The sequence below is a fragment of the Lacticaseibacillus huelsenbergensis genome, assembly GCF_029726355.1.
Classification (GTDB): domain Bacteria; phylum Bacillota; class Bacilli; order Lactobacillales; family Lactobacillaceae; genus Lacticaseibacillus; species Lacticaseibacillus casei.
The window spans coordinates 1,001,142-1,026,461 of sequence record NZ_CP120687.1 but is presented as its reverse complement, the minus strand read 5'-3'; the positions used below and the strand labels follow the sequence as shown (position 1 = coordinate 1,026,461).

Genomic DNA, 25,320 nt, shown 5'->3' with positions numbered 1-25,320 from the left:
AGGCATTGGATAGTCTTTTATCAATGAACGGAGGGTAAGCATGACAGTAGCAATTTATGGACATCGCGGGTACCCTGCCCGTTTTCCGGAAAATAGCCTGCAAGGATTCGAATATGCCTGTGAGCATGGGATTGACGGCATCGAAACCGACGTGCAGATGAGTGCTGACGGCCACTTGGTCATCATGCATGATGAACGCGTCGATCGCACTACAGACGGGACTGGCTGGATCGCCGATTTGACGCGAACCCAGTTGAAGGGAATGCGGCTGGCCAATGGCGAACACATTCCGTCACTGCGGGAAGCCCTCACGGTTTTGAGCCGTTATGACGTGATGGTCAATATTGAATTTAAGACCGGTAAAATCCGGTACCCGGGAATCGAGGCACTGACGCAGGATTATGTCGAGCAGTTCGACATGCAGGATCGCGTGATTTACTCCTCGTTTAATCACGACAGCATCAACGTGGTCCACACGCTGGCGCCAAAGATGAAAACCGCTTGGCTAACCAGCCGGGTGCTCATGGGTGCTACCTTACCATCTTACTTAGAAGCCGTGCACATCGAGCACTATAATGCCCACCTCGACAAAGCCCAGCGCGTCTGGACGGTTGACGACCCGCTGCAAATGAAACAATTGATGCGCGAAAAGTACGTTGTCGGGCTCATCACCAACCGTTTTGAGGAAGCCATGGACATGCGCGAGTTGGTGGCGAAAGAGAGTAAATCGCCGGTGTGAGTGGCTAGAAAAAAGAGACGTTTCGAGAATTTACTCGAAACGCCTCTTTTATATTAGCTTTTGTTTTTGCCGCTATGTTATGTTAAACAAACAGAAAACAGCATATACGAGGAGGCCTCACGATGCCAACTGGCGAGAACAAATATTTAGAAGGAAACGTTATCAGTAAAGGACGAGTAACCATTCTGGCTTAATTCAGACGCCGAATGGGCATCACTAAAGGTGCTAGAATCCGCTTTGACTTGGACAAGGATGGCGTTCTTGAATTGCGTGTGGTCAAAGATGATCAGACACATGACAAAGAGGCGTTGGACAATGCCGTTGAAGTACTGTTGGATAAGTATCACGTTGCAATGGATTATTTAAAGGATAGATGATGAATCCGAAAACAGATGTTACAAAGGTTACACTCATGTTGTGATCCAGAAAACGAATTCATTATAACAACCGTGATTAATGCGTAGCGTTAGACACATGCGTATAATGGCGATTAAGGAGGCGAGGAAAGTGGCAGACACCCGAGTTCAAGTAAATAAGCGGCTAATTGACTGGGCATTGGCGACCACTGACCTGCCCAATGACGTTTTGGCGGACATCCAGCAGCGTAATAAGTGGTTACAAGTCGACTTCAAACATTATTTACAGCCAACCGTTAAGCAACTGGGTTTATTTGCGAGGCGTCTTCATGTGCCATTTGGCAATCTGCTGATGGATGAACCGCCCAAAGAGGAAGACATTCGTTTGGCTTTTCGAACCCAGGAAAATGTGCCAGCGCAAGTCAGTCTCACGTTGCGTGACATTATATACGAAATGCAACGTAAACAAGACTGGTTCAAACACGAGAGCGGCGTAGCTAATCAGCAGCTAACCTTTGTGGGCGCTGCTCGTGGTGCATCGGCATCAGAGACACAACGGATGATGGCTCGTTTCATTGTATTGCATCATGCTGAATCACCAAGACATCTTTACAAGGACCTGCGTGCTCAGCTATCCCAACTGGGTGTTTTAAACATGCAAAAGGGTGGTGCTGGTTTTGGCACTAATAGGCCGTTAAACGTTTCTGAAGCCCGTGCCTTTGTCCTTCTTGATGACTATGCCCCCTTGATATTCATTAACCAAAAAGACAGTTACACCGCCCGTATTTTTTCACTTATTCATGAGTTTGGGCATATTTTACATGGCACCGACGAGCTGCTAAAGAATCTTGACAGTGAAAAACAAGAAGAACAACTCATTAACAAGGCAACTGCTGCGTTTTTGATGCCTGAACAAGACTTCATTCGTCGCGTTAAAGAATATGATATTCGTAAGGCCGCTCAGTTCTTCAATGTGAGTCCTTTAGCAGGCGCAATTCGTGCGCAAGGCTTAGGTCTTATTGATCATGTTGTGCCCGAAGATTTTACGGAACAACCCGTAGCCAGTATGGATTCGACTGGGGGTAACCCATATAATAACGCACTGAGCTTAAACGACAATCGGTACATGAATACCTTGGTCGCCGCTCAAGAACGTGGTGCAGTGCAGCCAACTGAGGCCGCTAGCTTGATGGGTATCAGTTATAAGATGATGGATCGTACTATTGAAAAATTTATTGAGCGTGAGGTTCTGACATGAATGGCTATTTGCTGGATTCAGACATCTGGATTATTTCCAATAGGCATTATCGCCAGCGATTCTTTCCAATCGTCTGGCATTTCTTCTTAAACACGGAGCACCTGTACATGCTTGATCGAGTGTATGAAGAGATAACAACTAAGGATGATGAATTGAGTGTTTGGGTCAAAGAGCACTTTAAGGGTAAAACCATCGTGTCAGATTTATTTGTTACCGAATACCAAGTTGTTACACAGTACCTAATGACATCGCAAAAATGGACTGCTGCTGGATACGAACAGTGGACTGGTGATTATCAAAAGGCTGATCCGTGGTTAATCGCGTGTGCATTGAACAAAAAGATGACCATTATTACAAATGAAAATATGACTGGTCCTAATGGTCTGGCCAGTAAGGCAGAGCCCAAGATTCCATACGTTGCTAATCAATTAGGCGTTGCCACAATGAACTTTTGGGACTTTCTTGCTAATGAAAAGTTCATTGCCGAATAAACCTTCTTACCCAAAACTTCCCCTAAGAATTGGTAATGCCAAATTCAATGGGGTATTTTTGTATTTGAAGCCGCGTTTTTTCAATGAGTGAAACGGAAGTCAAATATACTGGCATCATTTAACCGTTGCTTTCGGAACTGCCACTTTCAAAACAAGGAGTTGAAACCATGGCCGATGAATTTGTCGCGCACCCACTCATTACCATAACCAATGTGATTTGGAGTTTTTCCCGCACCACGCATCAGTTGCAGATTTTGCTGATTCACCGGGCTGATGAGCCGTTTGCCGGATACTGGGCGTTGCCGGAGACCACGCTGCGAGTGAAAGAAAGTGCCGATGCGGCTGCGATTCGCCTGATTCGCGATAAAATTGGCATCCATGTCAATCGCGGCTCAACCGAGCAACTCGCCACGTTCACCGATCCGGCCCGCACACCAGGGGAACGGGCGCTGGCGTTGACCTACATGACGTATCTGCCAACGATGCCGAAATTGCGGCCCGGTTATGGCGCCACCGATGCGCGTTGGTTCGCCTTCGATGCTGTGGCAGGGGATGAGCAGCTGCAAAACGGTCGGCTCACGTTTCACATGAAACCGGAAGCAGCTGATTTAGCTTTTGATCACGCGCGTATTCTCAGCGTCGCCATTGGTCGGATCCGCAACAAGCTTGATTACCAGCCGACTATTTTGCAAGTTCTCGGGCCGACGTTTACCTTAAAAGAAGCGCGCGAAGTTTATGCGCCGTTTCTCCATACCACTGCCGCCGCGATCGATAACTCGAACTTCAAAAAAACCCACCAGCGGCTGTTTATCGAAGTCGGGGTTGCCCATGACCGTAGTCGCAGCGGCCGACCGCCGAAACTTTTTAAGCTGGCATAGTTGAAAAAGCCAACCAGACCGCGTATCGTTGTCACCAAATAAAAGTCTTCTGTACTTTTATGCAACCCTATTTTAAGTAAAAAGTACTTTAATTAGAAAGGAACGTTTTTGATGGCACATTCAAATGAAGCACTGCTGATCATCGACTACACGAATGATTTTGTGGCAGATAAAGGCGCCTTGACTTGCGGAAAAGCCGGGCAGGTGCTGGCGCCTACGATTGTTGCACTCGCAGATGAATTCTTGCAACAGGACGGCTGGGTTTATTTACCGACTGACGTGCACACGCCGCATGATCCGTATCATCCGGAAAGCAAGCTGTTTCCACCGCATAATGTTCGCGGTACTTGGGGACGGGAATTTTACGGACCACTGGCGCCTTGGTATGCCGCGCATCGGGATGAGGAGCGCGTCAATATGTTTGACAAAACCCGCTATTCTGCTTTTGCCGGCACCCCGCTGGATCTGCGCTTGCGCGAACGTAAAATCGACACGGTCCATTTAGTTGGCGTCTGCACCGATATTTGTGTCCTGCACACGGCAGTTGATGCCTACAACCTCAATTACCAAATGGTAGTGCATAAAAATGGTGTGGCGGCGTTAACGCCAGCTGGGCAGGAATGGGCATTGGATCATTTTGCTCATGTGCTTGGTGCTACTGTTACTGATTAAAATCGCTCACGAATCAAAAGAAGGCTTATTAAATTATGAATATGAATCCGGCAATGTTGACAGATCTTTACGAATTTTCGATGGCGAACGGGTATTGTGCTGCCTTGCCGCACGAGGATCAAGCGGTTTTTGATCTTTTCTTCCGCACCGTTCCGGATCATGGCAGCTTCGTTATCGCGGCCGGCTTGCAACAGGTCGTTGAGGCGTTGCACAACTTTCACTTCGAGGATGCAGATATCAGCTACTTGCGGTCGCTGAAACTTTATTCCGAGACCTTTTTAGACTACTTGAAAAATATGCGCCTAGACTGCAAGGTTCTGGCTTTACCTGAAGGCACACCGGTCTTTCCGCGTGAGCCGCTATTAACCGTTCAGGGACCGCTGATGCAGGTTCAACTACTGGAAACATTACTGCTGAACATTGTCAATCATCAGTCGTTGATCGCCACCAAAGCGCGGCGGATCACGGCTGCCGCAGAAGGCCGGCCAGTCATGGAATTCGGTGCGCGGCGGGCGCAAGGCCCTGATGCATCGGTCTACGGCGCGCGCGCGGCCGTTATCGGCGGGTGCAGCAGTACCTCCAATGTGTTGTCTGCCCAGCAATTCAACATTCCGGCTGCCGGAACGATGGCCCACAGCTGGGTCGAGGCTTTCCCAGATGAACTGAGTGCGTTTCGCGCCTGGGCAAAAGTCTATCCAGACAACAGCGCCTTACTGGTCGATACGTATGATGTCCTAAAGTCCGGCGTGCCCAACGCCATTACGGTCTTCAAGGAGCTAAAAGCGGCCGGTCATCATCCGGTGGGCATTCGCATTGACTCCGGCGATATCACCCAGCTCGCCAAGCAAGCGCGCCAGATGTTAGACGCTGCCGGCTTCCCGGATGCCAAAATCACAGCCTCTAATGCCCTAGACGAAACGGTGGTGCAGTCCTTGCTAAAAGAAGGCGCGCCTATCGACAACTTCGGAATTGGTGAGAATCTCATCACGAGTGCCTCGTCACCGGTTCTGAGCGGCGTTTATAAAATGGCTGCTTTGCAAGCAAATGGCCAATGGTTGCCGAAGATCAAAGTCAGCGCCAGTCGCGAAAAAACGACCTTACCGAGCCACAAGCAGGTTTATCGGTTGTATCATCACAACAGCAAGCAAGCCTTTGCCGATGTCATTGCCTTAGCCGATGAAACCCTGCCAGAAACCATTGCGGCAGTCAATGCCAATCCACTGGCAACCCATCCGCAGGTTACTCTGAGCGACTTCTCCGCCCGTCCACTTCTGAAACCAGCTTTTAATCCTGGAAAAGAATTGTCAGTAACAACTGATGTCTTTGCGATTCAAAAATACGCTCGTCAAGAATTAGCTCAGCTGCCTGAAGCCACACAGCGGCTCGTCAATCCTGATCTTTACCCAGTCTACCTGACACCTAAGCTGGCAACTTTGCAACAACAACTCATTGATGAGCATCATCAAAATAGTCAAAAATAATTAGTATAAACTGATTCTTTGAACGTCATCCGCTCTAAGTTGGATGACGTTTTTTTTCGTCGGTTTAAGATAACGTTGTTGGCGTTAATGAATTGTAAAACCATGAAGTCTTAGATTGGCTATGTGTTATTTTATTAGCGCTTTATGGAGGCCTGGACAATTATGCTAGCACGACGATTCCGTGAACATGGTGAACCAAATCGGACGACAAAAAGTGGCGAAAAAGTTGTCTCTTGTTGTTCTCTTAACAATTTGTAAGTAGATGCGTCAAAAATAAAAAGGCCTGTTTTTACGCCATATTTTAGAGACCAACGTCCTTTTTATGTAAAATAAATTAAATGATATTGTAATATAATTATTTAGATGTATACTAAATGTGGATTCAAGATTTATGCGCTTCCTGCCAAATGGGTTGTGTTGATAAGTGGCCAACCAGTTTTGTCAGGAAACGATCAGTTGTTACCATATGGAGGGGATACAAATGTGGAAACAGGCCAAGCTATATGTTTATAGCGCAGCTGTTTTATGCATGACAACCATTGCGTTGTTATGTGTGCCTGGAACCAGCGTGTCGAATGCGGCAAGCAATAGCAGTACTGGTTCCGGCTCTGATCATGTTGCCACTCAATTGAAGACAACGCAGGACAACAGTGTTACCAATCTAATACCGAATCCTACCAATGATAATTCTTCGAATGAGCGAAATGGTGTGGCGTTTAGCACTCAGTTCCAGACAACTTATAAGAATGGTACGAGTGTGATAACACCTGTATCCACTAACTCAAACTCAATCACAAACTTTACGGATTTGAGCAAAGTGGATGAAATCAGCACGTTGAAGAACAGCAATTCAACAGCTGAGAATATCAATGTTATTTTCGAAACACCTGATTTTAAGGGTGTCGACCCAAACAATATTGAAGCCAACGTTGCAGCCGCACCGACCTTTAGTCAGGACATGGCTAAAGCGGGCTTGAAGGTTCTCTATAGTGGCAAGCCTGGCGTGTATGATTCACAAAGCGATTTTCTGAGTCAGTATAAGTGGAGCCAATTGATCGCCGTTCAAGTCATGGGTGATTTGCCAGCTAATAGCAAAATTACCATGACCATGCCGCTTACGTTGAGCAATACCACAGATAAAACGATTGGCGCAGGCGACTACAATCGTTCGACTTTGTTCGTTCAGACCTTGGCGTTTGGCGACAAGGGATGGGGTTCAACAACAACGACTCGCTTCTCTGAACCTTACGATATGAACTTTACCGGATACTTTGCAGCCAAGAGAGATTCGGCTACACAATATACCGCTTTACCTGACTCAATTCAGAAATTGATGCCAACGACAACCCCTAATGCAGATTTCACCGCGTATAACTTTTCGAATCTGCTTGATCAACCGGATAAAACCGGCACTGTTTACAAGGGTGGCCTTATCAAACTTGATTTGACGCGGATCATGAACGCGATCAAGGATCAGGGACTTTCCGTTGACGTTGGTGCGGATGGTCAGTTCGTGAAGAGCTATCTGTATGATACCGTGTCTGACACCAAGGTTCAGATTGTTGATGAAAATGGTAAGCCGATCAGTATTCCTAAGACTGATTGCTACGTTGAAATCCATCAAGTGATTGATACCAAAGATACAACGATTAAAGAAGGCAGCACTTGGAATCCTAAAGATAATCTTGTATCAGCAGTTTCACCGAAGGACAACAGCGACATCTCATCTCAGATCAAGACTGATGGCAAAGTTGATACTAGCAAACCAGGTACTTATGCCGTTAAATATAGTTACACGCTCGGCGGTGTTACCATTTCCAAGACCGCGCATGTGACGGTTGCCGAGCCAGCTCCTGTTAAAGGCGGAAATGTCACGGTTTCTTATGAAACAACTGACGGGACCAAGTTGGCATCGGATGTTACCTTGAGTGGTAATGTTGGTGAAACTTATACCGCAACGCAGAAGCAGTTTGAAGGCTACAAGTTTAAGTCAGTAACCGGGCAGCCTACAGGTAAGTTCACTAGCGATCCACAAACAGTCACCTTCGTTTATGAAAAGGAAGGTGTTCTGCCAAGCACCGGTGGCAGTGGCAGTAACTCCAGCAGTTCGAATGTACCAAGTTCCAGCTCAGCTTCCAGTGAAAGCAGCAGTTCGAATGTACCAAGTTCCAGCTCAGCTTCCAGTGAAAGCAGCAGTTCGAATGTACCAAGTTCCAGCTCAGCTTCCAGTGAAAGCAGCAGCTCGAACGTACCAAGTTCCAGCTCAGCTTCTAGCGAGAGCAGCGGTTCAAATGTACCAAGTTCCAGCTCAGCTTCCAGCGAGAGCAGCAGCTCGAATGTACCAAGTTCCAGCTCAACTTCCAGTGAAAGCAGCAGCTCCAACGTACCAAGCTCTAGCTCAAGTGCCAGTGAGAGCAGCAACTCGAACGTACCAAGTTCCAGCGCAAGCTCAAGCAGCAGCTCGAACGAACCAAGCTCAAAAGCAAGTTCCAGCGAAAGCAGCTCAGTTGCCCCAAGTGCTAGCGGCAATGGCAGTTCCAGTGCTTCCGGCGCCGTCACCCCAGGCACCGGTATCAATGACAACAACAACGGCAACGGTGGTAATGGTGGTAACGGCGGCAACGGCCCACAACTACCTAATGTGACAGGTAATGACAATGGCGGCAACAACAACCATCGTTTGCCACAAACCAGCGAAGCGGTCAACGCATTGGTTGGCATTGTCGGCGCTATGATCGTACTGACAGGCATTGTTGGCCTCGCAGCACGGCACTTGGCACATCAAGCAAAATAATGCGGTAGTTAAGATATGGTTCCAAAAGTAGCTTTTGTAACCGTGTTGATATGTGCATCAAAGAAGAACGCGTAGACATTTAATCTGCGCGTTCTTTTTGTGCGTTCAGATGCCAAAGCTTAACTTCCGTGAATGAAATGAGTCTGGCTCTCATGAATATAAAAATTATAATCAAAAAAGTTCAGGGACATTTTCTTGGACGCCGCTCCTAGCTGAAGTCGCTTGATATATAACGAGTGTTGCGACAAACTCCCGATAAATACATTTATATTTTCAGAAAAATACTTTAGGAAACCGATTTTTCCTTCTCATCGAAAGAACTTTCCAGTTGAAAGTAACTCATGAATGCGGTTACAATTCGCTCAGGTGGTACCAACCACCTAAATAAAATGTTGCGCGAGGGTTATGCAAACGTTGAGGGGGAGTTTCTCGATGCACCAAGGGTTAAAGAAGCGGCAATGTCGGGTTCCACGTTCATTACTTTACAGCAGCGCGGTTTTATCACTTACAGCCACGGCCATTTACTACACCAGCACCATTCCAGTGTCGGCGGTTAAGGCGGATCCTGGCACTAGCAAGGCGACTGCCAAGGCAGCTACGAGCAACCTGCAAATTGTCAGTGTCACGAAACAAGCACACTATTTTGAAATTACTTACTCGAACAATCTCAAGGCGCGGTTATTCATTTTGGCGGACAATCAATTTCGCTTTTATGCTGATCCGTCTGGCAAGTTTGATGCGCCGGCGCAATCTGGCGATGGGCTGAATGCAAAAATTTTCACCAAAACTGTCGATACCTCGGCCACCAAGCCGTTTGACGCTGCTCAGTTAGCGAATGCAGCGAAGGGCTGGCAGGTTCAAACCAAGGCGATCACGATTGCCTTTGATAAGGCCGCCGCGACGTTACAGGTTTTGCAAGGCAATAAAGTGGTGCTGGCCGAACAGCAGCCACTGGAAATGACGGCCGATCACACGACGCAGGTCTTGAAGCGTAGCGGCCAGGATCATTTCTTTGGCGGCGGTACGCAAAACGGCAATTTCACCTTGACCGGCAAAAAGATCAAAATCCAAAACACCAACAACTGGGTGGACGGCGGGGTGGCGTCGCCTAATCCGTTTTACTGGTCCACAGCCGGTTATGGGGTGGTGCGCAACACCTTTACGCCGGGGACTTATGATTTTGATGCGGCTGGGGATGGCCAGGTTAAGACCACGCATCAAGAAGAGCGCTTCGATGCCGTGTACTTCTTTGATGCCAAGCCGGCTGATTTGTTGAAAGACTATTATGATCTCACGGGTGCGCCAGCGATGATGCCGCGGTATGGCTTTTATGAGGCGCATCTGAATGCCTACAATCGCGATACCTGGGTGCCGGTCAGTGCCGATACGCCGGGTGCGATTAAGTTTGAAGATGGCAAGTATTATAAAGAGTATCAGCCAGGGAAAGTACCGGCTGGCCAAAGTGGCATCAAGGAATCACTGAATGGCGAGTTGAACAATTACCAATTCAGCGCCCGGGCCGTGATTGACCGATATGCCAAGAATGACATGCCATTGGGCTGGCTTTTGCCGAATGATGGCTACGGGGCCGGCTATGGGCAAACCGATTCATTGGCGGGTAATCTGGCCAACCTCAAGGAATTTGCCGATTATGCCGACAAACATGGCGTCGCAACCGGCTTATGGACCCAGCAAAATCTGTCACCGGTGGATCCCGCACATCCAAAACCGGATGACCGCGACTTTGCCAAAGAAGTGGCGAATGGCGTCAAAGCGTTGAAAACGGATGTTGCCTGGGTCGGCTCCGGCTATTCGTTTGGGTTGGATGGCTTGGAAAAGGCTAACCAGATGCTGACCAAAGTCAAAGGCGACGATTTGCGACCGTTTGCCATTACCTTGGACGGTTGGGCCGGCACCCAGCGCTACGCCGGCATTTGGACCGGTGATCAAACTGGGGGCCAGTGGGAATATATTCGCTTCCACATTCCAACGTACATCGGCACCAGCTTATCCGGCCAGCCGTATGTCGGATCGGATATGGACGGCATTTTTGGCGGCGGCAATCCGATTGTCAACGCCCGCGATTTTCAGTGGAAGGCGTTCACCCCGATTCAGCTGAACATGGACGGCTGGGGCAGTAATCCCAAGACGCCATTTTCGTTTGATGACCAGACAACCGCCATCAATCGGGCTTATAACAAGCAGAAAACGATGTTGATGCCGTACAATTACACGGCTTCGGCGCAAAGCGTTTTCGACGGCAAGCCAATGGTCCGCGGCTTATTCCTGGACTATCCGGAAATTCCTGAGGCCTACACGGATTTGGTGAAGTATGAATACCTGTGGGGCGACAACTTCTTGGTGGCGCCGATTTACCAAAATACGGCCGCCGACGATAAAGGAAACGATGTCCGCAATGGCATTTATCTGCCGGATAAAAATCAGGTTTGGGTCGATTATTACACCGGCAAGGAATACCGCGGCGGGCAAGTGTTAAACAATTTTGACGCCCCGATCTGGAAGTTGCCGGTCTTCGTCAAAAAAGGGGCCGTGATCCCGACAACACCGGCGCACAATACGCCAAAAGCGTTTGATCAAACCAAGCGGCAATTTCAGATTTTCCCGGCAGCTGGCAAGAATGATTTTACCGTTTACGAAGACGACGGGATTTCGCAAAAATACCTAAAAGGTGCCCACGCCCAAACCAAAATCACAAGCGAGCTGCAAAAAGATCAGCTGGAAGTGACCGTTGATCCGTTGACTGGTGATTACAGCGGGCTGGATCCGGAACGCACCAGCGAGTTTGCCATTCGCACCAGCGGCCAGCCGAAAAAAGTAACCGCAATGGTTGGCGGCAAGGCGGTCACGCTAAAGGCAGTTGATAATCTTCAAGACTATGAAGCCGGCAGCAATGTGTATTTTGTCAACAAGCAGTATCACACGAATACCTACTTGGAGAAGTTGGCCGACAAGCAGATTGATCAAAATTTCCTGCAGGTTAAGCTGGACAAAACCAATGTGAAAACCAATGCGATCAAGTTAACCGTGTCAGGTATCGACGCCACTGACGATCCAACGACTGGCGACCTGCCGGAAAGTGACCAGGTTCCTGTACCGACCGACGTGAAACAAGACGATAAAACCACCACGGAAACAGCTATCGGTATTAACTGGAGTCCAGTTAAAGACGCGGCAAGCTACGATGTGAAAGCGGACGGCGTCATTTATCGCAATCTGAATAAGCCGGCGTTTGTGCTGGATCAGGTCAAAGACAACTCGAAGCACACGTTCCAGGTACGGACCGTCACGACCAAGGCCGTTTCAAAGTGGAGCATCGAGCAGACCTTTAGTTCCAAAGAAAATCCGATGCGCCTAGCCGTGAAAATGCACAATCCGAAAGTGACCTCGCCGATCAAGGACGCCCCGGTTTGGCAGGGTGACGATACCGTTGATAATCTTTTTGACCAGGATCTAGACACCATGGCGCACAGCAATTGGTTCTCGGACACGCCAAAACAGTCGCCGACACCGATGACGATCACCACCGAATTGGATGGCGTGTATGATTTGGATCACGTGACCTATGTCCCCCGCGAAAACGGCGGTAACGGCAATCTGTCAGCGTTAACCGTTGAAACCAGTTTGGACGGCATTCATTGGCATCAGGCCGGTGAAGGCAAGGGCTGGAAATGGGATAGTACCGACAAAACCATTAATTTTAGCGAGAAAGAAAAAGCCAAGTATGTCCGTTTTGTTATTCCGGAAAAGTCAACAGTCGGCGATTTTGTCTCCGGTCGGGAACTTCTGCTTTTCAAACGCGATGGCACCAACAAGGCCACGCTTGGCGATATTACCAATGACGGTCAGGTGAATGATGATGATAAAACGTCATTGATGAACTACGCCGGATTAACTGCCAATATCGACAGCGATTTTAACGGCTATGTCCAAAATGGCGACCTGAACCGCAATGGGGTGATCGATGCGTTCGATATCAACTATGTTATGACCAAGCTGGGTAAGCAGCCGGTGACCAAACCGGACGAAACGACGCCTGCTGGCACATTGGCCTTGCAGACTGACAAACCGACTTATGTACCAGGCGATACCATCACGTTATCCTTAGTCGGCAATCATCTAGACAAGGTGAACAGCCTATTTGCCCGCCTGCCGTTGACCAATCCGAATGTGGACTTGGTCAAAGTCGAACCGACTAAAGCGACCGCCAACATGGTCAACTTCAGCAAAATCCGGACCCACGGCGATAACAGCCGGGATATTTATCTGATTTTTGCCAATGAAGGCCAACAACCACGCTTGTACGGTGATCAGAAACTGGCAACGATCACGCTGAAAACCAAAACCCAGATGACCAAAGCTGACTTGCAGTTTGCGCTACGTGACCTGATGTTGACCAATCAGTGGGGGCCGGAAGCATTGCCGCAAGACCCTTCACCTGTGACCGTGCAACAGTCTGCAAGCGAACAGGCGCAGGCTAAGACTAAGCTAATGGCGCTGTTGGACGCGGTTCATGCCTTGGATCCTAAGCTGTTCACCGCTACCAGCTGGCAGGCAGTCGCAACCGCCAGTGACTCGGCTGCACAGTTAGTGAAAGATGACACTGCTTCCATCGAAGCTCTCACGAAGGCATATACCGATCTGCAAAAGGCCTTGCAACAACTGGAAGCTGATCGCGGCGTGACCCAGGCACAGTTAAAGGGTCTCATCAACGCAGCGGAAGCTTTGAAACCAGACGCCTATACGGAGGACAGTTTCGCTAAATTGCTGGCTGCGGTTGCTGCGGCTAAGCCAGTCAACGCTGACGAACACGCGACCCAAGTGCAAATTCAGTCGGCCATTCAGGCGATCACCGCCGCTTGGGTGGCACTTGAACTCAAACCGCAGCCAACACCAGTCACCGATTTGACGCAGTGGCTTCAGGTTGCGGCAGCGCTTAAAGCAGACGACTATACACCTGCCAGCTATGCCAAACTAACCGATGCCATCACCGCTGGCAAAAAGGTCGCGGCAGATCCAAACGCATCCACCGCTGCACAACAGGCAGCCGTGGATCAGTTAAAGGCCGCGATTGACGCGCTGGTGCCACGCGCCAACAAGCAGTCGCTGGAGGCGGTCATTGCAACAGCTGACAAGTTAAGCGCGAGCGCGTACACCGCCAGTTCTTACGCGAAACTGCAAGCTGCATTGAAAACGGCGCGCCCACTTTTAACCGACCTGAACGCCACGCAGGCAGCAGTCGCGGAACAAACCAATGCTGTTTTGACGGCACTTCAACAGCTCGTCAAACTGCCGGATAAAACCGAACTGGTCAAGCTGATCACCCAAGCAGCTGGACTCAAAAAAGACGCCTACACAGAGGCAAGCTTTAACGACGTGCAAGCTGCTTTAGCGCAAGCGCGCACCGTTCAAAAAGACCCTGAAGCAACGGAAGCACAAGTTGCCAAGGCAGTCGCTGACCTTAAAACCGCGATCGATCACCTTGTGAAAGCGGCGCCAGAGCCAGACAAAAAAGATCCGACAACGCCGCCAGCGCCTGCACCGAATCCAGGCAAAAAGGATCCGGCAACGCCTACACCGAAACCAACCCCAGGCGGCGGATTCCAAGGGGGGCAGCCAACGCAATCCGGCAAAACACCGGAATCCCGGAAAGAAACGAACGATACAAACACCATTCCTAAAACGGGCGAGCAAACGCAGTCAGTCTTGGCTGTTTTGGGAGCTGCGTTAATTGGGTTGCTGGGGTACGTTAAGTTGCGGAAGCATAAGCATGAATAATAGGTTGTAACATTAGTGACGTTAGATCAACGGGCCGGCATCTCAAATGAGGTGGCGGTCCGTTGCTTGTTTAGAGGCTCAAACATAATGTCAGGGTATGTCAGAGTTACCATATGATAAATTGGTTGAAACCTATATACTATGGTCACATAGACATCATCGTTCAATCAAAAATGTATCTTTTAAAATTTAAGGCCTTGAAATACCAGGCATGCTAGTAAGAGTAGCTAGATTAATTCAAGTGGACAGGTATAAGTTGGAGGAGGAAATAGCAATGGCTGCTTTGTCTTTAGGCGAACATTTAAAACAATTACGAATGGAACGAAAGCTAACACAAGCACAGGTCGCTGAGCAACTTTTCGTTTCTCGTAAAACTGTATCAACTTGGGAGACTGGGCGGCATCAACCAGACTTGCAGACAATTTGTCAGCTAGCAACGTGGTATCAGATAACGGTTGATGAACTAATTGGACAACCTTCAGAACCCCCAAAAACACAGAAACATACCATGACATTTCTGTGGTCAGCGTTCGCCATTATGGTTGTTGGTCGGCTTAGCTTAGCAGCACTGCCGGGAATGTTAATTTTTACAGATTTTGTTCTAGTTATACTGGCCTGTTTGTTAGTGGGACGCTGGCGTGATTGGCTAAACTTTTATTACCTGAAGGGATTCTGTGGCATGTTGGCGCTTGGGTTGGTGGGTGTTGCATGGGTAAATATTTTTGACATGGCCTTCAGTCTGCAAGTTGTTTACATGGCGACAGCGGTCACTTTGTTATTTCCAGTTGTGAGAAAAGCTTTGTCATCAGCAGGACACCTTCTCGTAACAAAATTCAAACGGAGGTAGGCAAATTGAAACGTAAAGTACTTTGGCTAGTAAACGGTATCTTGGCGATTGCGATAGTCGGTCTAACCATCACAGTCCTGGTGCGTCAAGTTGATGGGACAGGTCATGTGGAGACGTTGCAGTCACGTTTAGCGTCACTGGCAGTTATAGGGGTTGTGATATTAGTAATCGCCCTTGTGGAAGGAATTTACTTGTTTATTTCTAATCGCCATTCATGAACGACGATTGATTAATATTGAGATTTGTTTGCGGAGTGTCTGTCTGTAGAACAATGGCACTCTATGGAAATTAAAAAACCCACGATATGATTGGTCGCGGGCGTAGCATCTGATAAGCTATGACTAAGCAGAAAGTTAAATAAGCGGTGGCGCTTCGCAATCGAAAGAAGGTGATGCCGATGGTTTTAGGACTATCGAACCACATTCCAACGAAAGGAGGTGCCAGTTTGTCGTCTGTGATTGACGCCTTTGCGGCAATCACGGCTGGCCTCGGCTCGGCCATTGTCATGGTCAACGTGTTCACACGTTTGATCAAGGCTTTGAAGAAACTGTGTCATGCAGTTTACGAGCTGAAGCAAGCGCTCGGAAAATTCCGAGAAAAGTAGGCAGACTAAAAGCCGCGTTAACTTTGACGAGTCGCGGCTTTTAGTTGCGTTATAGTCACCGTACTTTTAACGGTTCTGCTGTACCACAAGGGGCGTCTTGTTAGAGCAAGGCGCTCTTTGCTTACACATTTATTATAACAGGTTCAAATTCATAGTGGAACCCGTTTTTAACGATTCGGATACCGTGCTTGTCATCGAAAAGCAACGCCTTCAACTTTGCTTAAATTCATCACTAAATACGTTAGTCATGAAATATCATCAATTACAATGGTAAGTGAGGTGATAGGGATGGCAACGAAGGATCTGAATCTGTTAATCGCGCAGCTGCAAGCGATCGCACAGTCTGGATGCTATTATACAAAAGATGTTTTTGATCGCGAACGCTACGATCAGTTGGCAGCGATCACCAAGCAGCTGGTGATGTTGTTAGGGGATGCAACTCCCGAACAAGCACGATTGTTTGTGGATCAGGATATTGGCTACGTAACGCCTAAAGTCGATGTGCGGGCCGTCACGTTTATCGATGATCGCCTTTTAATGGTTCAGGAGCGGGCCGGAGAAACGTGGTCCATTCCCGGTGGCTGGGCTGATTTGGGCTATAGTGCCAGTGAAATTGCGGTTAAAGAAACACGCGAAGAGGCAGGCTTGACGGTTAAACCCACTCAGCTTCTGGCGGTCTATTCAGTCCGCAAACGCGACTATGCGCCGCAGAGCACCCGTGACGTGTACAAGTTTTTCATTGCTTGCGAACCCGTAACGAACGCATTAAAGACAGGAATTGAAACTGAAAATGTCAAAACTTTCAGTCGTGAAGAAGCGCTGGCACTGCCGCTATCGTTGCAACGCAACCTTCCTGCTGATATTGCTATGGCGTTTGCGGCGCACGTGGCTGAATACTGGGAGACGCAGTTTGATTGATCAGTTGCTAGCGAAAAAAGATGAGCGAACACAGCGCGGACTGCATTGGAACACCCCTATACTGAGTCATATTCACCGTGCTAATAGCATAGTAATTACAGGAGAAAAGCAATGCAAACTAAAACGCGTAAACAGGGGAACTCCCTCATATTAACAGTTCCGAAAGAATTCAATATTGTACCTGGACAAAAGGTTATGCCGGAGTTAAAAGCTAACGGAATTTTCTACCGGTTTGTTGACGGTGGAGACGACTTTCTTGATTTTTCGACAGATATTCTTAAATTCCTAGTTGCCCAAGGCTTAACTGGCAGCGAATTAGTTAGTGAGTTTGATCGTCAAAAACGCGCCATTTCGGAATCACTAGGTAGTTTAGCTGACGATGATGATACGCTGGCTCTTTCTCGTAAAAAGTTGGAGAAACGAATCGGTCTCTGATATTGAACGTATCAAAAGTCCGAATATCGCGTTGCGTATAGGATTAGGGCTTCGGCAACATTTACCATAAACTTGGCGAACGCTACACCTCATTGGAAAAAACCGCTGTAATGCGTTTTCTGCTTAGTAAAAGCTACGTCAGTTAAGCACCACCCGTAGATCAACAGTACACCTGCCCCGACACCACATACCACTGGAGCAAAAGTGATGTGATGCTCGGGCTTTTTTAGTACACTTAACTTTAACTGAGGCCGATGAAGCAGTGCCAAGCTATTTGTGGTCATCTTGATGGTAGCCGGGCCTTTTTTCACTTCACTAGAGGCGGTCTGTGGCAGTCGCTACGCAAGTTGTTAGGGGATCTATATGTATACGAATGAACGCGTCAAACGATTTCAACTATTCAAGCAGCAGTTGGCGGTTACTGAGGTGAAGCCTTTTTCGCAGCCAGCACTTTTCACGTTGCTAGGGAAAATCGGCTACATTCAACTTGACAGCATCAATGTCACCAACGCCAGAAGCCAGGACATCTTTTTGTGGTCCCGGTTTACGAATTATCGGAATACAAGCTATGTCGATGCATATACCAAGGGTGATGTGGTCGAGATTTATTTAAATGCTCTTTCATTGATGACGAAAGATTCGCAATTAGTGAGAAATCTGCACCGAATGAACTTAGCTAAGCTTCAGAACGATGTCAATTACCCCGATTACATAAAGATATATCGCCAGCTAATTCAAGTCGGCAGGGTTTATAAAAAGGACTTTGTCACCAATCACAATTTACCGCAGTGGGAAATGTCTAAAGAAGACAACGCAATCGACAAACTTTGGCGCGCGGGACTCATCGATATCCAGCGGGACCGCTCGTTTCGGAAAATATTGATCGCCGCTAAGGATGACTTCGACGATTCGCCCGCTGATGTTAACGAACTGGAAAAACAGGTATATGCGGACTTACTTCTGTTAACATTCAATAATCTTGGGGTAGCCACTAAAACCGACGTATTTAACGGAGCGCATTTTCGAAAGCGTTTATTCGATAGTGTTTTTGACGAGTTGCTCAAAGAAAAGCAGATAACGAACATCACGGTTGAAGGACAAGACCATTACATCTTGGTATCTGATCTAGATGCCTTTCATCACAACGATATCTTGCCGAACATCGCCATTTTGTTGACGCCTTTCGACAATCTCATTCGTGACAGAGCTAGAACGTTGCGATTATTTGGCATCAACTATAAGTTAGAAAGTTATACGCCAGCTGTTGATCGGAAGCTCGGCTATTTTGCACTACCCATCCTGATTTATGGTGATATTGTCGGCACGGTTGATCTTCGATTTGATAGAGCCCGCAAACAGCTTTCCGTGAACCGACTTGTTTGGAAAAATGAGAAGGTAAATAATCGAGCCAATAGCGCAATCTTGGACGATGTTTTGCAGCGTTTTGGCAGGTTTATTTCACACTAAGGAATTGATAAAACACTAGAAAGGTGTCGACGAGGAAACTTAATTATAAGCCATGACATGATCCGATAATGGGCTAGAAACATACCTATCATTTGGGAAGGACAAATGCAAATTACAAAAGTTTTCGCTCATTAATCCGCGGCAGCCTCCTTCCCAACACAAACGTCACGATGGTCAAAATCACCACGATACCAAGACTAACAAGCTGAACTAACGAGTCACTGATCACGATTGATGAATGCGCATTGGCTTGGTCAAAAAGGCGAGTCAAGTCAGTGTGGGATAAAAGAGCGGCAATTAGGCCCCCGAAAACCAGCATCGCTTGCAGCAGAATGCTCCCTAAATAAGCATTTCGATACTTAACAGCCAAACGGTTAGCCGGGGTCGATATGTTGAATCTGTAAACTTGGTGGTTAAGCAAAATACTGTTGGCGCTGCCAATAAATCCGATCAGGAAAAAGCCGGCTGCGGAGATACTGGGGATGATCATGAGCCAACCACCTAGCATGAAGCCAATTAATTGTAACTGTAAATTTGCAATATGGCGGAATTTGTTTTGAATAGCTTGCCGCACAATTTGTGCCAATATGAGTCCAAGCCCATAGGCGATATAAGCACCCACCATCAATTTTTGGTTATGGATGGCAAATAGAATGTATAACATGGCAAAGGTTTCATAGACACCGTTGATGAACGAACTTTGAATGAGCCACCATGGAAAGTCGATTCGAATTTGATGGTGAAGGGCAATGCGCAAAATAAAGAGGAAAAACCCCAACGTGAACACGACCATCAAGACGATGCCGAGCGAATTAGCAAAGAAACGGGTAAAACGCAGACAAAAGACAATCGCGGTCAGCCAAAAGAAAAGTTCTAAGTCAGTTCTTGAGGATGTCTTTGCAACAAAGGTTGGTGTCTGCGGGGACTTTGCGAATTGGGGCAAGCGTATCAAGAACAACAAGCCACCAACCACAAATGCCAATAATACCCAGAAGCCTACGCGCATTGTTAACTGTCCGCTCCACAGGATTAGGCCCAACGTTACGATGCCATAAAGAACGAATCCTAGCATTTCAATCGCGGCAAAATTCCAATGCCAGACACGCCGCTCATGGTAATAAACAGCCTGATATGCTGGCAAAAAGGCACTGGCACCACAGCCGAGGACGAAAGCTGCCGTATCTTGAATGACTGCCTGTGAGAATACACTGAGCAAAATCAATGCTGCAGTACACAGCCATAAACAATTGCGGGCCAAACGATAAGCATTCTGGACATCACCTAAGCCGTTTACCAGCAATAGACCGGTTTTCGTTCCGGTGTAGAAGAAAATATAAGGCAAGTAAGCTGTGGGCGATTGGCCGTGATATAGCGTTGCAAAAACAAGCAGTGGCAACAATGAAATAAGGTTAGCCACTGCGAATAAACCACCCTGAAGCCACTTACCCTTAGTTGTTAAAGGCGCTACACCCATACTTGCCAGCCTTCCTTCAGCTGCGTTTATTAGCATAAATCGAGCTTAAGGCAGATAATCGCTGAAAACAATAGATAGATACTGATTCTCGGTGCCCGAGAGATGCCAAAATGTCAACCTAACCAGCAGCATAAAACCCATATTCACAACAAAGTTTGCAGTCTGCTCCCGATAAGCATATAAATAACGGTGAAATGCTTAATAAACAAATTAATAGCAAGTTGGGAAGCTAACAGGACAAGAATGCTGAAGTTAATGGCGTATCTGACAACAGCAGTAAACGTTATCGTCCCGGCAGAAACTAAGGAGCACGGTTCGAAATGAAAAAGTTGAAGGTCCGTCTTGATGCATTCAGTGACGCAGTGATTGCCATTATTCTGACCATTATGGTGCTGGATCTGACGCCGGTGATGAAGGATAACTGGGCGAACTATTTGGTGTTGTGCAAGGAGCTTGGGGTGTATTTGATTAGTTATGCTTTTGTGGCGAATATGTGGTACCAGCACAGCACCCTGTTTAACGAAATCGACGACATGAGTTACCGCATCATGTTGTACGATTTTCTTTTCCTAATTCTGTTATCGCTGACGCCGCTGGCAACCAACATGATGGCGAGCAACACGACGCAGGTGACAGTGATGGCATACGGGGTCTTGCTGGCAGTTGTGTCGTTCTCTTTTCGGCTTTTGGCGCGCGCCATCATCCACTTCCAATACACCGCGGCCTCGGATATGCGGCAAGTTTATGGCAAAATTTTTGGGGATCATAATCGCATTTATACGCTGTTTAATTTTATCTTGATCGGGTTGGCTTATTTCTTCCCACATTTTGTGATGTGGTTTTACTTGCCGTATCCGCTTGTTTATCTGTTACTTAGCAGCCGTGATCGCCAACAAATGTACGATGTCGCGCAGTTGACCCCGTCACAGCGGGCGGACTATTTGAAACTGCCGCGTGAAAAGATGGCCGCTTTTCGGAAAATGATTGCCGATCAAGCTGCGCCGGAAACAGGTAACACCACCACGCGCCCAGCCAATAATGGATCCCGCCCGGTTCTGCCTTGGCTCGATCGGGTAGTAGGAAACGGTGTCGAAACTGCAGCACCGCGCACGCCTGGTGGGCGCATTGATGTCGAGCAATTACGGGCATTACGCAGGGAACAGTGGGCAACATTTTTGATGCAGCAAAAAGCGCAACACGCCAAGGGAAAAGACAACCACCATGCCGAGCATCACGAACAAGAAGATGCTGACAAAGCGGCAGCGCAACAGCTTGAGTTGAAGAAGAAGGCGCAGAAGCAGGCGGACAAAGAGCAAGAGCGGCAACAAGAACGCCAGGCCGATGCGGCCAAACAAGCGGCAAAAGAGCGTGAACGGCAACAAGAAATTGATGAAGATACCCAAGAAGCAGCCAGACACGATTTGGCAAGACGACAAAAGTTAGCCCAAGAAGCTAAAGAACATGAACAAAAAATGGCTGCCAAAGCTGCAGAACAGGCCTTGGATCTGCAAAAACACCAACTGCGGATGGATCGGCGAGTGCAAAAGGCACGACTTAAGGCCCAGCGAGAGGAAGTTAAGGCACAAGCGCGGCGGGCAAAGATAGCTAGAAAAGCTGGCATTCCGGTTGAGGAATCTGGACAAGAGGCGTCCACGTCCAAAAAGAGAGGAGAATCTGTACATAAGCAGGATTAGCGCTCCTAGATGATGCCACCATTCAATTTGGAACCATCAGCAATAGCGATCGTTCCGTTTTCAACATGCTTGCTGTTACTGTACACAATCTAAAAACTCCTTTATAGTTTTGTTATCAACGTAACAACTGCCAATAAGGAGGGATGCTATGATCAAGCTCATTGATTTTGAAATATCGGGACATGCGTTGTTTGAAGACGGTACGAAGTTTTCGATCCAAGCAACCGGACAAAACAATGAAGCGACTGCTAAGCGGGTTATCGATTATGGTTACGCTTTGTATCTCAACAGGACGATCGGTGTTGTTGGGTTGAATGCTTCTGGGAAGACCACACTCTTCAATTTGTTTGATGGATTGAATGCTTTCTATTTGGAGGACCAGTCGATCGACCAAACGGTGTTGCAGGATAGTCTACGCGGCAAAGGCGACATAAAAGTGGTCGCTAATATTGCTAATACCCATGGCGTTCGCTATCAAGTGCAGACCATTTTTAGGCAAGATAAGGATGGCAAGTGGGTCGTCGCCAATGAGGAGATATACAGAAAACAGCTGGGTACTTTGGCGCGAAAAAAAGATCAATTTAACTTTAAACCTTCGCAATTGGTACAAAGACGTTCTGATTTACGTGTGGAAGTTAAGAAAATGCTGAGCTCCAAAGACTCCTCGTTTCGCGCGTACAAAGGAGACGAAAGTGTTTCAAGGGTTTTCTCAATAGTCGACGAAGTGGATGCAAGTCGGATCATAACATTTATTGATATGGCGCCGACGAGCCTGATTCAGTATTTAGATGAATCAATTGAATACTTGGATTGTCGAACCGACAAAGAAACGCATAAATTGATTGATGTTCGGTTAAAGTTCAAGGGTCAGAAGGATTCTTACGTTGCATCTACCTTTCAGGACATCATGCATTATCTTTCTTCAGGAACGATTCGAGGAATCACGTTGTTTTATCAGATGTTCAAGGCGCTCAGAGCTGGTGCGACTTTGCTCATAGATGAGGTTGAACTACACATTAACAAGCGCATTATCGAGGACTTTATCGCATTCTTCCAGAATTCGAGGATTAATATTGCCGAAGCGTCGTTAGTCTATTCAACGCAATATCTTGAATTGATTGATGATTCCGTGCGCAAAGATGAAAACTATATTTTGGCAAAAAAACAACGAACCCGTGTTTATAGATACAGTGATCTTGATATTCGCGGGGATCTAAAAAAGAGCGAAGTGTTCAAATCGAATTATATTGGTGGAACCGCGCCTATCGACGAACACCTTGCTGCGCTTAAGAAGGAACTGACAAAAAAGATATCTGTTTAAGCGCGGCTATTTATCTGTGATATTAGATAAACAGGTTGTTCCTTTTTCAACGCTCCTACAAGAGAACCAGACGTTTATCTAGAGAGGCTAATTTCGCATTTCTGATGTCAGGGCATTCAAAAAGCGTCTTGTAAAAGTGCCGCACTTGGGCTTTCGTGATATCGCTTTCAGCGACACACAGAAAACAAAAGTCCTCGGCGGTGTCTTGAACGATTAAATGCTCACCATCGTCGTCAATATAAGTGTAGTTTTCGCTGTAAACAACATCGCGAATATCAAAGTCATTACTGCATATTAAATGTGCATCTTCAATCAGACACATAGCCAATGTTGAGATTTCTCCGGTATTGGCTGTGCTTTTCACGCGTTTACCAGAGGCGGCACGATTGCTGTTGAGGCGCGCAAAAGCTTCTTTGGTTTCTTCTACTTGCGCATTGTAAATGAAACGTTCTGCGCTCGAAAAATTAGTCAGAGGGTCAAAAAGGCGCCAGCGACCAGCCTGAATTTCGGCCTCGACGCGTTGTCGCTTAAGCAACATTTCGTCAAGCACGTCTATATGGATCCAAATGTTGCCATATAATTTGTTGAACCACGAGAAAATATTTTCTTTGTTATACTGAGCAGCAAAGAGCAACATGTTTGTATCAATAAAGACACGTTCTTTGTATCGGTTCAGATTTATTCACCCGCCTCAAGATGGTTGACCAGTTCCTGCCGTTTATTTAAATATTGAGCTGCAGTGTGGGGGTCTGCATAGGTGGTTAGCTGAGCAGCCTCTAATAAGGATAACTGCTTCTGCTGCACGAGCTGATCAACGATATTCGTCAGGCGAGAAAATTTTTTAAAAGGCTCAATTTTATCTAATGGGCTAGGCGGAAAAGTGGATTTAGTGACTAAGTCTTGCCATTCTTTGTCGGTTAGCCTTGCCACTTTTTTGTTAGCCAATAAATCAAGCTCTGATAACCGCCGCGTGACAGCTGCGTAGGGCATCGCGGACACATTGGCAATTCGGATGATAGCATCTGTTACCATATCAATATTTGGCGAAGTTTGGTTTTGAATATACCTGTTCCAAGTTCTAATCATAACGTCCCGCGGCATCATGATTGCGGCGGCAAAATGATCGGCTGCACGTTCCGTGTTAAATTCAGGCAAGCTAATCAGTTTCTGATACTTGGTGTGGTCAATGCTAAATAAGTCACTGCCCACAACTAAATGCCAGAGTTCATGGGCGGCGCTGTAATAGCGGTTGCGTAATGTCTGATGGGTATTTAAAGCAATAAAATGAACGCCCTTATACGAAATGGCAGCCCCGGAATAGTTAGAATCGTCGACATCTTGATAGACGATATTCACTTGTTCAGCGAGAACACGTTCGATATCCGCGCTAATAAAAAAATCAGAGCCAAAGTAATTAATCAAAAAAGTCTCAGCTAAATCTTCTGCTACCGATTCTGACAAGAAAGTGGAAGTCAATGAATTACTTTGCATGAATTGTTTCCTCTAAGTCGACGCAATGCTGTATATCCAAAAGCAGTTGATCAATTTGTTTTTTGGCAGTATCGGTCGACAACCTACCCCTTAAGGCAATCTGCGGTTGATGATTATCATTTGCTTTGGTGCCAACTAGTTGTTCCAAAGGGATCTGAGTGATATCGGAAATAGCAATGATATATTTTGTCTGCAACTTTCGATTACCATTCATAACTTGGCTTAAAAGGGCAGCGGACATGTTAAGTTGGCCAGCTAACCAAGCCTGGGTCTTTTGGTTATCGGTCAGCCATTTTTGAATGAGTTTTAAAGTGCTGGGGTTGTTCATTAGCAACTTCCTTTCTGGGTTAACACGGATGAGACAAACTTTAAGTTTAGGCTCATTATAACAACAAATGTAAATATTTACAAAAGAAAAAGTCGTACTGTAAATATTCGAAAGATAACCAAAAAGGCTGAGGAAAAAATAGGCGGCTTTAACAGGTAAAAGGACAAACCTAAATGGAAAATGACAGCGTATAGTAGCAACTAATAATTGTTTCCCGTGAAACATTCAACGCTACCCTTGCAATTAGCTGAAAAAATACTATGATTTTGGTTAAAC

At 47.0% G+C, this 25,320-nt stretch carries 21 protein-coding genes; 17 read left to right on the top strand and 4 right to left on the bottom strand.

Annotation, left to right across the window (positions count from 1 at the left end; genetic code table 11):
* The first annotated feature begins 40 nt into the window (after positions 1 to 40).
* The 15 genes from LHUE1_RS04570 to LHUE1_RS04500 all read left to right on the top strand — a co-directional run bounded on the left by LHUE1_RS04570 (position 41) and on the right by LHUE1_RS04500 (position 18,736).
* Complete coding sequence (locus tag LHUE1_RS04570; protein ID WP_047106888.1) at positions 41 to 739, top strand: glycerophosphodiester phosphodiesterase family protein; 699 nt, start codon at positions 41 to 43, stop codon at positions 737 to 739.
* 206 nt (positions 740 to 945) lie between these two features.
* A complete protein-coding gene (locus tag LHUE1_RS04565) occupies positions 946 to 1,116 on the top strand; it encodes a hypothetical protein (protein ID WP_160312065.1) in 171 nt (56 codons plus the stop codon).
* A 106-nt stretch (positions 1,117 to 1,222) separates the two neighbouring features.
* Complete coding sequence (locus LHUE1_RS04560; protein ID WP_049169519.1) at positions 1,223 to 2,353, top strand: ImmA/IrrE family metallo-endopeptidase; 1,131 nt, start codon at positions 1,223 to 1,225, stop codon at positions 2,351 to 2,353.
* Positions 2,350 to 2,844 carry a DUF4411 family protein gene (locus tag LHUE1_RS04555; RefSeq protein WP_049169518.1) on the top strand — a complete coding sequence of 165 codons (495 nt, stop codon included), beginning with the start codon at positions 2,350 to 2,352 and terminating at the stop codon, positions 2,842 to 2,844. The genes LHUE1_RS04560 and LHUE1_RS04555 overlap by 4 nt, the downstream gene beginning before the upstream one ends.
* Positions 2,845 to 3,011: 167 nt before the next feature.
* Positions 3,012 to 3,722: an NUDIX hydrolase gene (locus LHUE1_RS04550; RefSeq protein ID WP_049169517.1), complete on the top strand. Its 711-nt coding sequence runs from the start codon at positions 3,012 to 3,014 to the stop codon at positions 3,720 to 3,722.
* 111 nt (positions 3,723 to 3,833) lie between these two features.
* Complete coding sequence (locus LHUE1_RS04545) at positions 3,834 to 4,394, top strand: cysteine hydrolase family protein (RefSeq protein ID WP_049169516.1); 561 nt, start codon at positions 3,834 to 3,836, stop codon at positions 4,392 to 4,394.
* 35 nt (positions 4,395 to 4,429) lie between these two features.
* Positions 4,430 to 5,875, top strand: a complete 1,446-nt coding sequence (locus tag LHUE1_RS04540; protein WP_213291480.1) for a nicotinate phosphoribosyltransferase — start codon at positions 4,430 to 4,432, stop codon at positions 5,873 to 5,875.
* 481 nt (positions 5,876 to 6,356) lie between these two features.
* A complete protein-coding gene (locus LHUE1_RS04535) occupies positions 6,357 to 8,669 on the top strand; it encodes a MucBP domain-containing protein (RefSeq protein WP_213291481.1) in 2,313 nt (770 codons plus the stop codon).
* A 432-nt stretch (positions 8,670 to 9,101) separates the two neighbouring features.
* Positions 9,102 to 14,465, top strand: a complete 5,364-nt coding sequence (locus LHUE1_RS04530) for a TIM-barrel domain-containing protein (RefSeq protein ID WP_277848310.1) — start codon at positions 9,102 to 9,104, stop codon at positions 14,463 to 14,465.
* Between the two features lie 274 nt (positions 14,466 to 14,739).
* Positions 14,740 to 15,312 carry a helix-turn-helix domain-containing protein gene (locus LHUE1_RS04525; protein ID WP_049172024.1) on the top strand — a complete coding sequence of 191 codons (573 nt, stop codon included), beginning with the start codon at positions 14,740 to 14,742 and terminating at the stop codon, positions 15,310 to 15,312.
* Positions 15,313 to 15,317: 5 nt separating this feature from the next.
* Positions 15,318 to 15,530, top strand: coding sequence for a DUF3923 family protein (locus LHUE1_RS04520; RefSeq protein ID WP_049172022.1), 213 nt, complete (start codon positions 15,318 to 15,320; stop codon positions 15,528 to 15,530).
* A gap of 179 nt (positions 15,531 to 15,709) precedes the next feature.
* Positions 15,710 to 15,916, top strand: coding sequence for a hypothetical protein (locus LHUE1_RS04515; RefSeq protein WP_049172020.1), 207 nt, complete (start codon positions 15,710 to 15,712; stop codon positions 15,914 to 15,916).
* 288 nt (positions 15,917 to 16,204) lie between these two features.
* Complete coding sequence (locus LHUE1_RS04510; protein WP_049170843.1) at positions 16,205 to 16,834, top strand: NUDIX hydrolase N-terminal domain-containing protein; 630 nt, start codon at positions 16,205 to 16,207, stop codon at positions 16,832 to 16,834.
* Between the two features lie 111 nt (positions 16,835 to 16,945).
* Entirely contained in the window at positions 16,946 to 17,269 is a 324-nt protein-coding gene (locus tag LHUE1_RS04505; RefSeq protein ID WP_049170840.1) for an AbrB/MazE/SpoVT family DNA-binding domain-containing protein, read from the top strand.
* A gap of 459 nt (positions 17,270 to 17,728) precedes the next feature.
* Complete coding sequence (locus tag LHUE1_RS04500; RefSeq protein ID WP_160312071.1) at positions 17,729 to 18,736, top strand: DNA glycosylase AlkZ-like family protein; 1,008 nt, start codon at positions 17,729 to 17,731, stop codon at positions 18,734 to 18,736.
* Between the two features lie 112 nt (positions 18,737 to 18,848).
* Here LHUE1_RS04500 and LHUE1_RS04495 read toward each other — a convergent pair whose 3' ends face one another.
* On the bottom strand, positions 18,849 to 20,210 hold the full coding sequence (locus LHUE1_RS04495) for a hypothetical protein (RefSeq protein ID WP_049170835.1): 1,362 nt from the start codon (positions 20,208 to 20,210) through the stop codon (positions 18,849 to 18,851).
* A gap of 320 nt (positions 20,211 to 20,530) precedes the next feature.
* Here LHUE1_RS04495 and LHUE1_RS04490 point away from each other — a divergent pair, with 320 nt between their 5' ends.
* Positions 20,531 to 21,904, top strand: coding sequence for a TMEM175 family protein (locus LHUE1_RS04490; RefSeq protein ID WP_049170833.1), 1,374 nt, complete (start codon positions 20,531 to 20,533; stop codon positions 21,902 to 21,904).
* Between the two features lie 148 nt (positions 21,905 to 22,052).
* Positions 22,053 to 23,225: an AAA family ATPase gene (locus LHUE1_RS04485; RefSeq protein ID WP_049170831.1), complete on the top strand. Its 1,173-nt coding sequence runs from the start codon at positions 22,053 to 22,055 to the stop codon at positions 23,223 to 23,225.
* Positions 23,226 to 23,280: 55 nt separating this feature from the next.
* On the opposite strand, the gene LHUE1_RS04480 is transcribed toward LHUE1_RS04485, so the two are convergent.
* The 3 genes from LHUE1_RS04480 to LHUE1_RS04470 form a co-directional block, all read right to left on the bottom strand.
* Complete coding sequence (locus tag LHUE1_RS04480; protein WP_152902750.1) at positions 23,281 to 23,775, bottom strand: hypothetical protein; 495 nt, start codon at positions 23,773 to 23,775, stop codon at positions 23,281 to 23,283.
* A gap of 128 nt (positions 23,776 to 23,903) precedes the next feature.
* Entirely contained in the window at positions 23,904 to 24,716 is an 813-nt protein-coding gene (locus LHUE1_RS04475; RefSeq protein ID WP_049170827.1) for an ImmA/IrrE family metallo-endopeptidase, read from the bottom strand.
* Complete coding sequence (locus tag LHUE1_RS04470) at positions 24,706 to 25,269, bottom strand: helix-turn-helix domain-containing protein (protein WP_241484820.1); 564 nt, start codon at positions 25,267 to 25,269, stop codon at positions 24,706 to 24,708. The genes LHUE1_RS04475 and LHUE1_RS04470 overlap by 11 nt, the downstream gene beginning before the upstream one ends.
* Positions 25,270 to 25,320: the final 51 nt, after the last annotated feature.

Excerpts from the sequence above, each read along its gene's own strand:
- LHUE1_RS04545 (WP_049169516.1), top strand. The coding sequence starts at position 3,834 with ATGGCACATTCAAATGAAGCACTGCTGATCATCGACTACACGAATGAT.
- LHUE1_RS04565 (WP_160312065.1), top strand. The coding sequence starts at position 946 with ATGGGCATCACTAAAGGTGCTAGAATCCGCTTTGACTTGGACAAGGAT.
- LHUE1_RS04475 (WP_049170827.1), bottom strand. The coding sequence starts at position 24,716 with ATGCAAAGTAATTCATTGACTTCCACTTTCTTGTCAGAATCGGTAGCA.
- LHUE1_RS04525 (WP_049172024.1), top strand. The coding sequence starts at position 14,740 with ATGGCTGCTTTGTCTTTAGGCGAACATTTAAAACAATTACGAATGGAA.
- LHUE1_RS04570 (WP_047106888.1), top strand. The coding sequence starts at position 41 with ATGACAGTAGCAATTTATGGACATCGCGGGTACCCTGCCCGTTTTCCG.
- LHUE1_RS04470 (WP_241484820.1), bottom strand. The coding sequence starts at position 25,269 with ATGTTTCACGGGAAACAATTATTAGTTGCTACTATACGCTGTCATTTT.
- LHUE1_RS04485 (WP_049170831.1), top strand. The coding sequence starts at position 22,053 with ATGATCAAGCTCATTGATTTTGAAATATCGGGACATGCGTTGTTTGAA.
- LHUE1_RS04515 (WP_049172020.1), top strand. The coding sequence starts at position 15,710 with ATGGTTTTAGGACTATCGAACCACATTCCAACGAAAGGAGGTGCCAGT.
- LHUE1_RS04540 (WP_213291480.1), top strand. The coding sequence starts at position 4,430 with ATGAATATGAATCCGGCAATGTTGACAGATCTTTACGAATTTTCGATG.
- LHUE1_RS04510 (WP_049170843.1), top strand. The coding sequence starts at position 16,205 with ATGGCAACGAAGGATCTGAATCTGTTAATCGCGCAGCTGCAAGCGATC.
- LHUE1_RS04550 (WP_049169517.1), top strand. The coding sequence starts at position 3,012 with ATGGCCGATGAATTTGTCGCGCACCCACTCATTACCATAACCAATGTG.
- LHUE1_RS04535 (WP_213291481.1), top strand. The coding sequence starts at position 6,357 with ATGTGGAAACAGGCCAAGCTATATGTTTATAGCGCAGCTGTTTTATGC.
- LHUE1_RS04490 (WP_049170833.1), top strand. The coding sequence starts at position 20,531 with ATGAAAAAGTTGAAGGTCCGTCTTGATGCATTCAGTGACGCAGTGATT.
- LHUE1_RS04530 (WP_277848310.1), top strand. The coding sequence starts at position 9,102 with ATGCACCAAGGGTTAAAGAAGCGGCAATGTCGGGTTCCACGTTCATTA.
- LHUE1_RS04555 (WP_049169518.1), top strand. The coding sequence starts at position 2,350 with ATGAATGGCTATTTGCTGGATTCAGACATCTGGATTATTTCCAATAGG.
- LHUE1_RS04495 (WP_049170835.1), bottom strand. The coding sequence starts at position 20,210 with ATGGGTGTAGCGCCTTTAACAACTAAGGGTAAGTGGCTTCAGGGTGGT.
- LHUE1_RS04560 (WP_049169519.1), top strand. The coding sequence starts at position 1,223 with ATGGCGATTAAGGAGGCGAGGAAAGTGGCAGACACCCGAGTTCAAGTA.
- LHUE1_RS04505 (WP_049170840.1), top strand. The coding sequence starts at position 16,946 with ATGCAAACTAAAACGCGTAAACAGGGGAACTCCCTCATATTAACAGTT.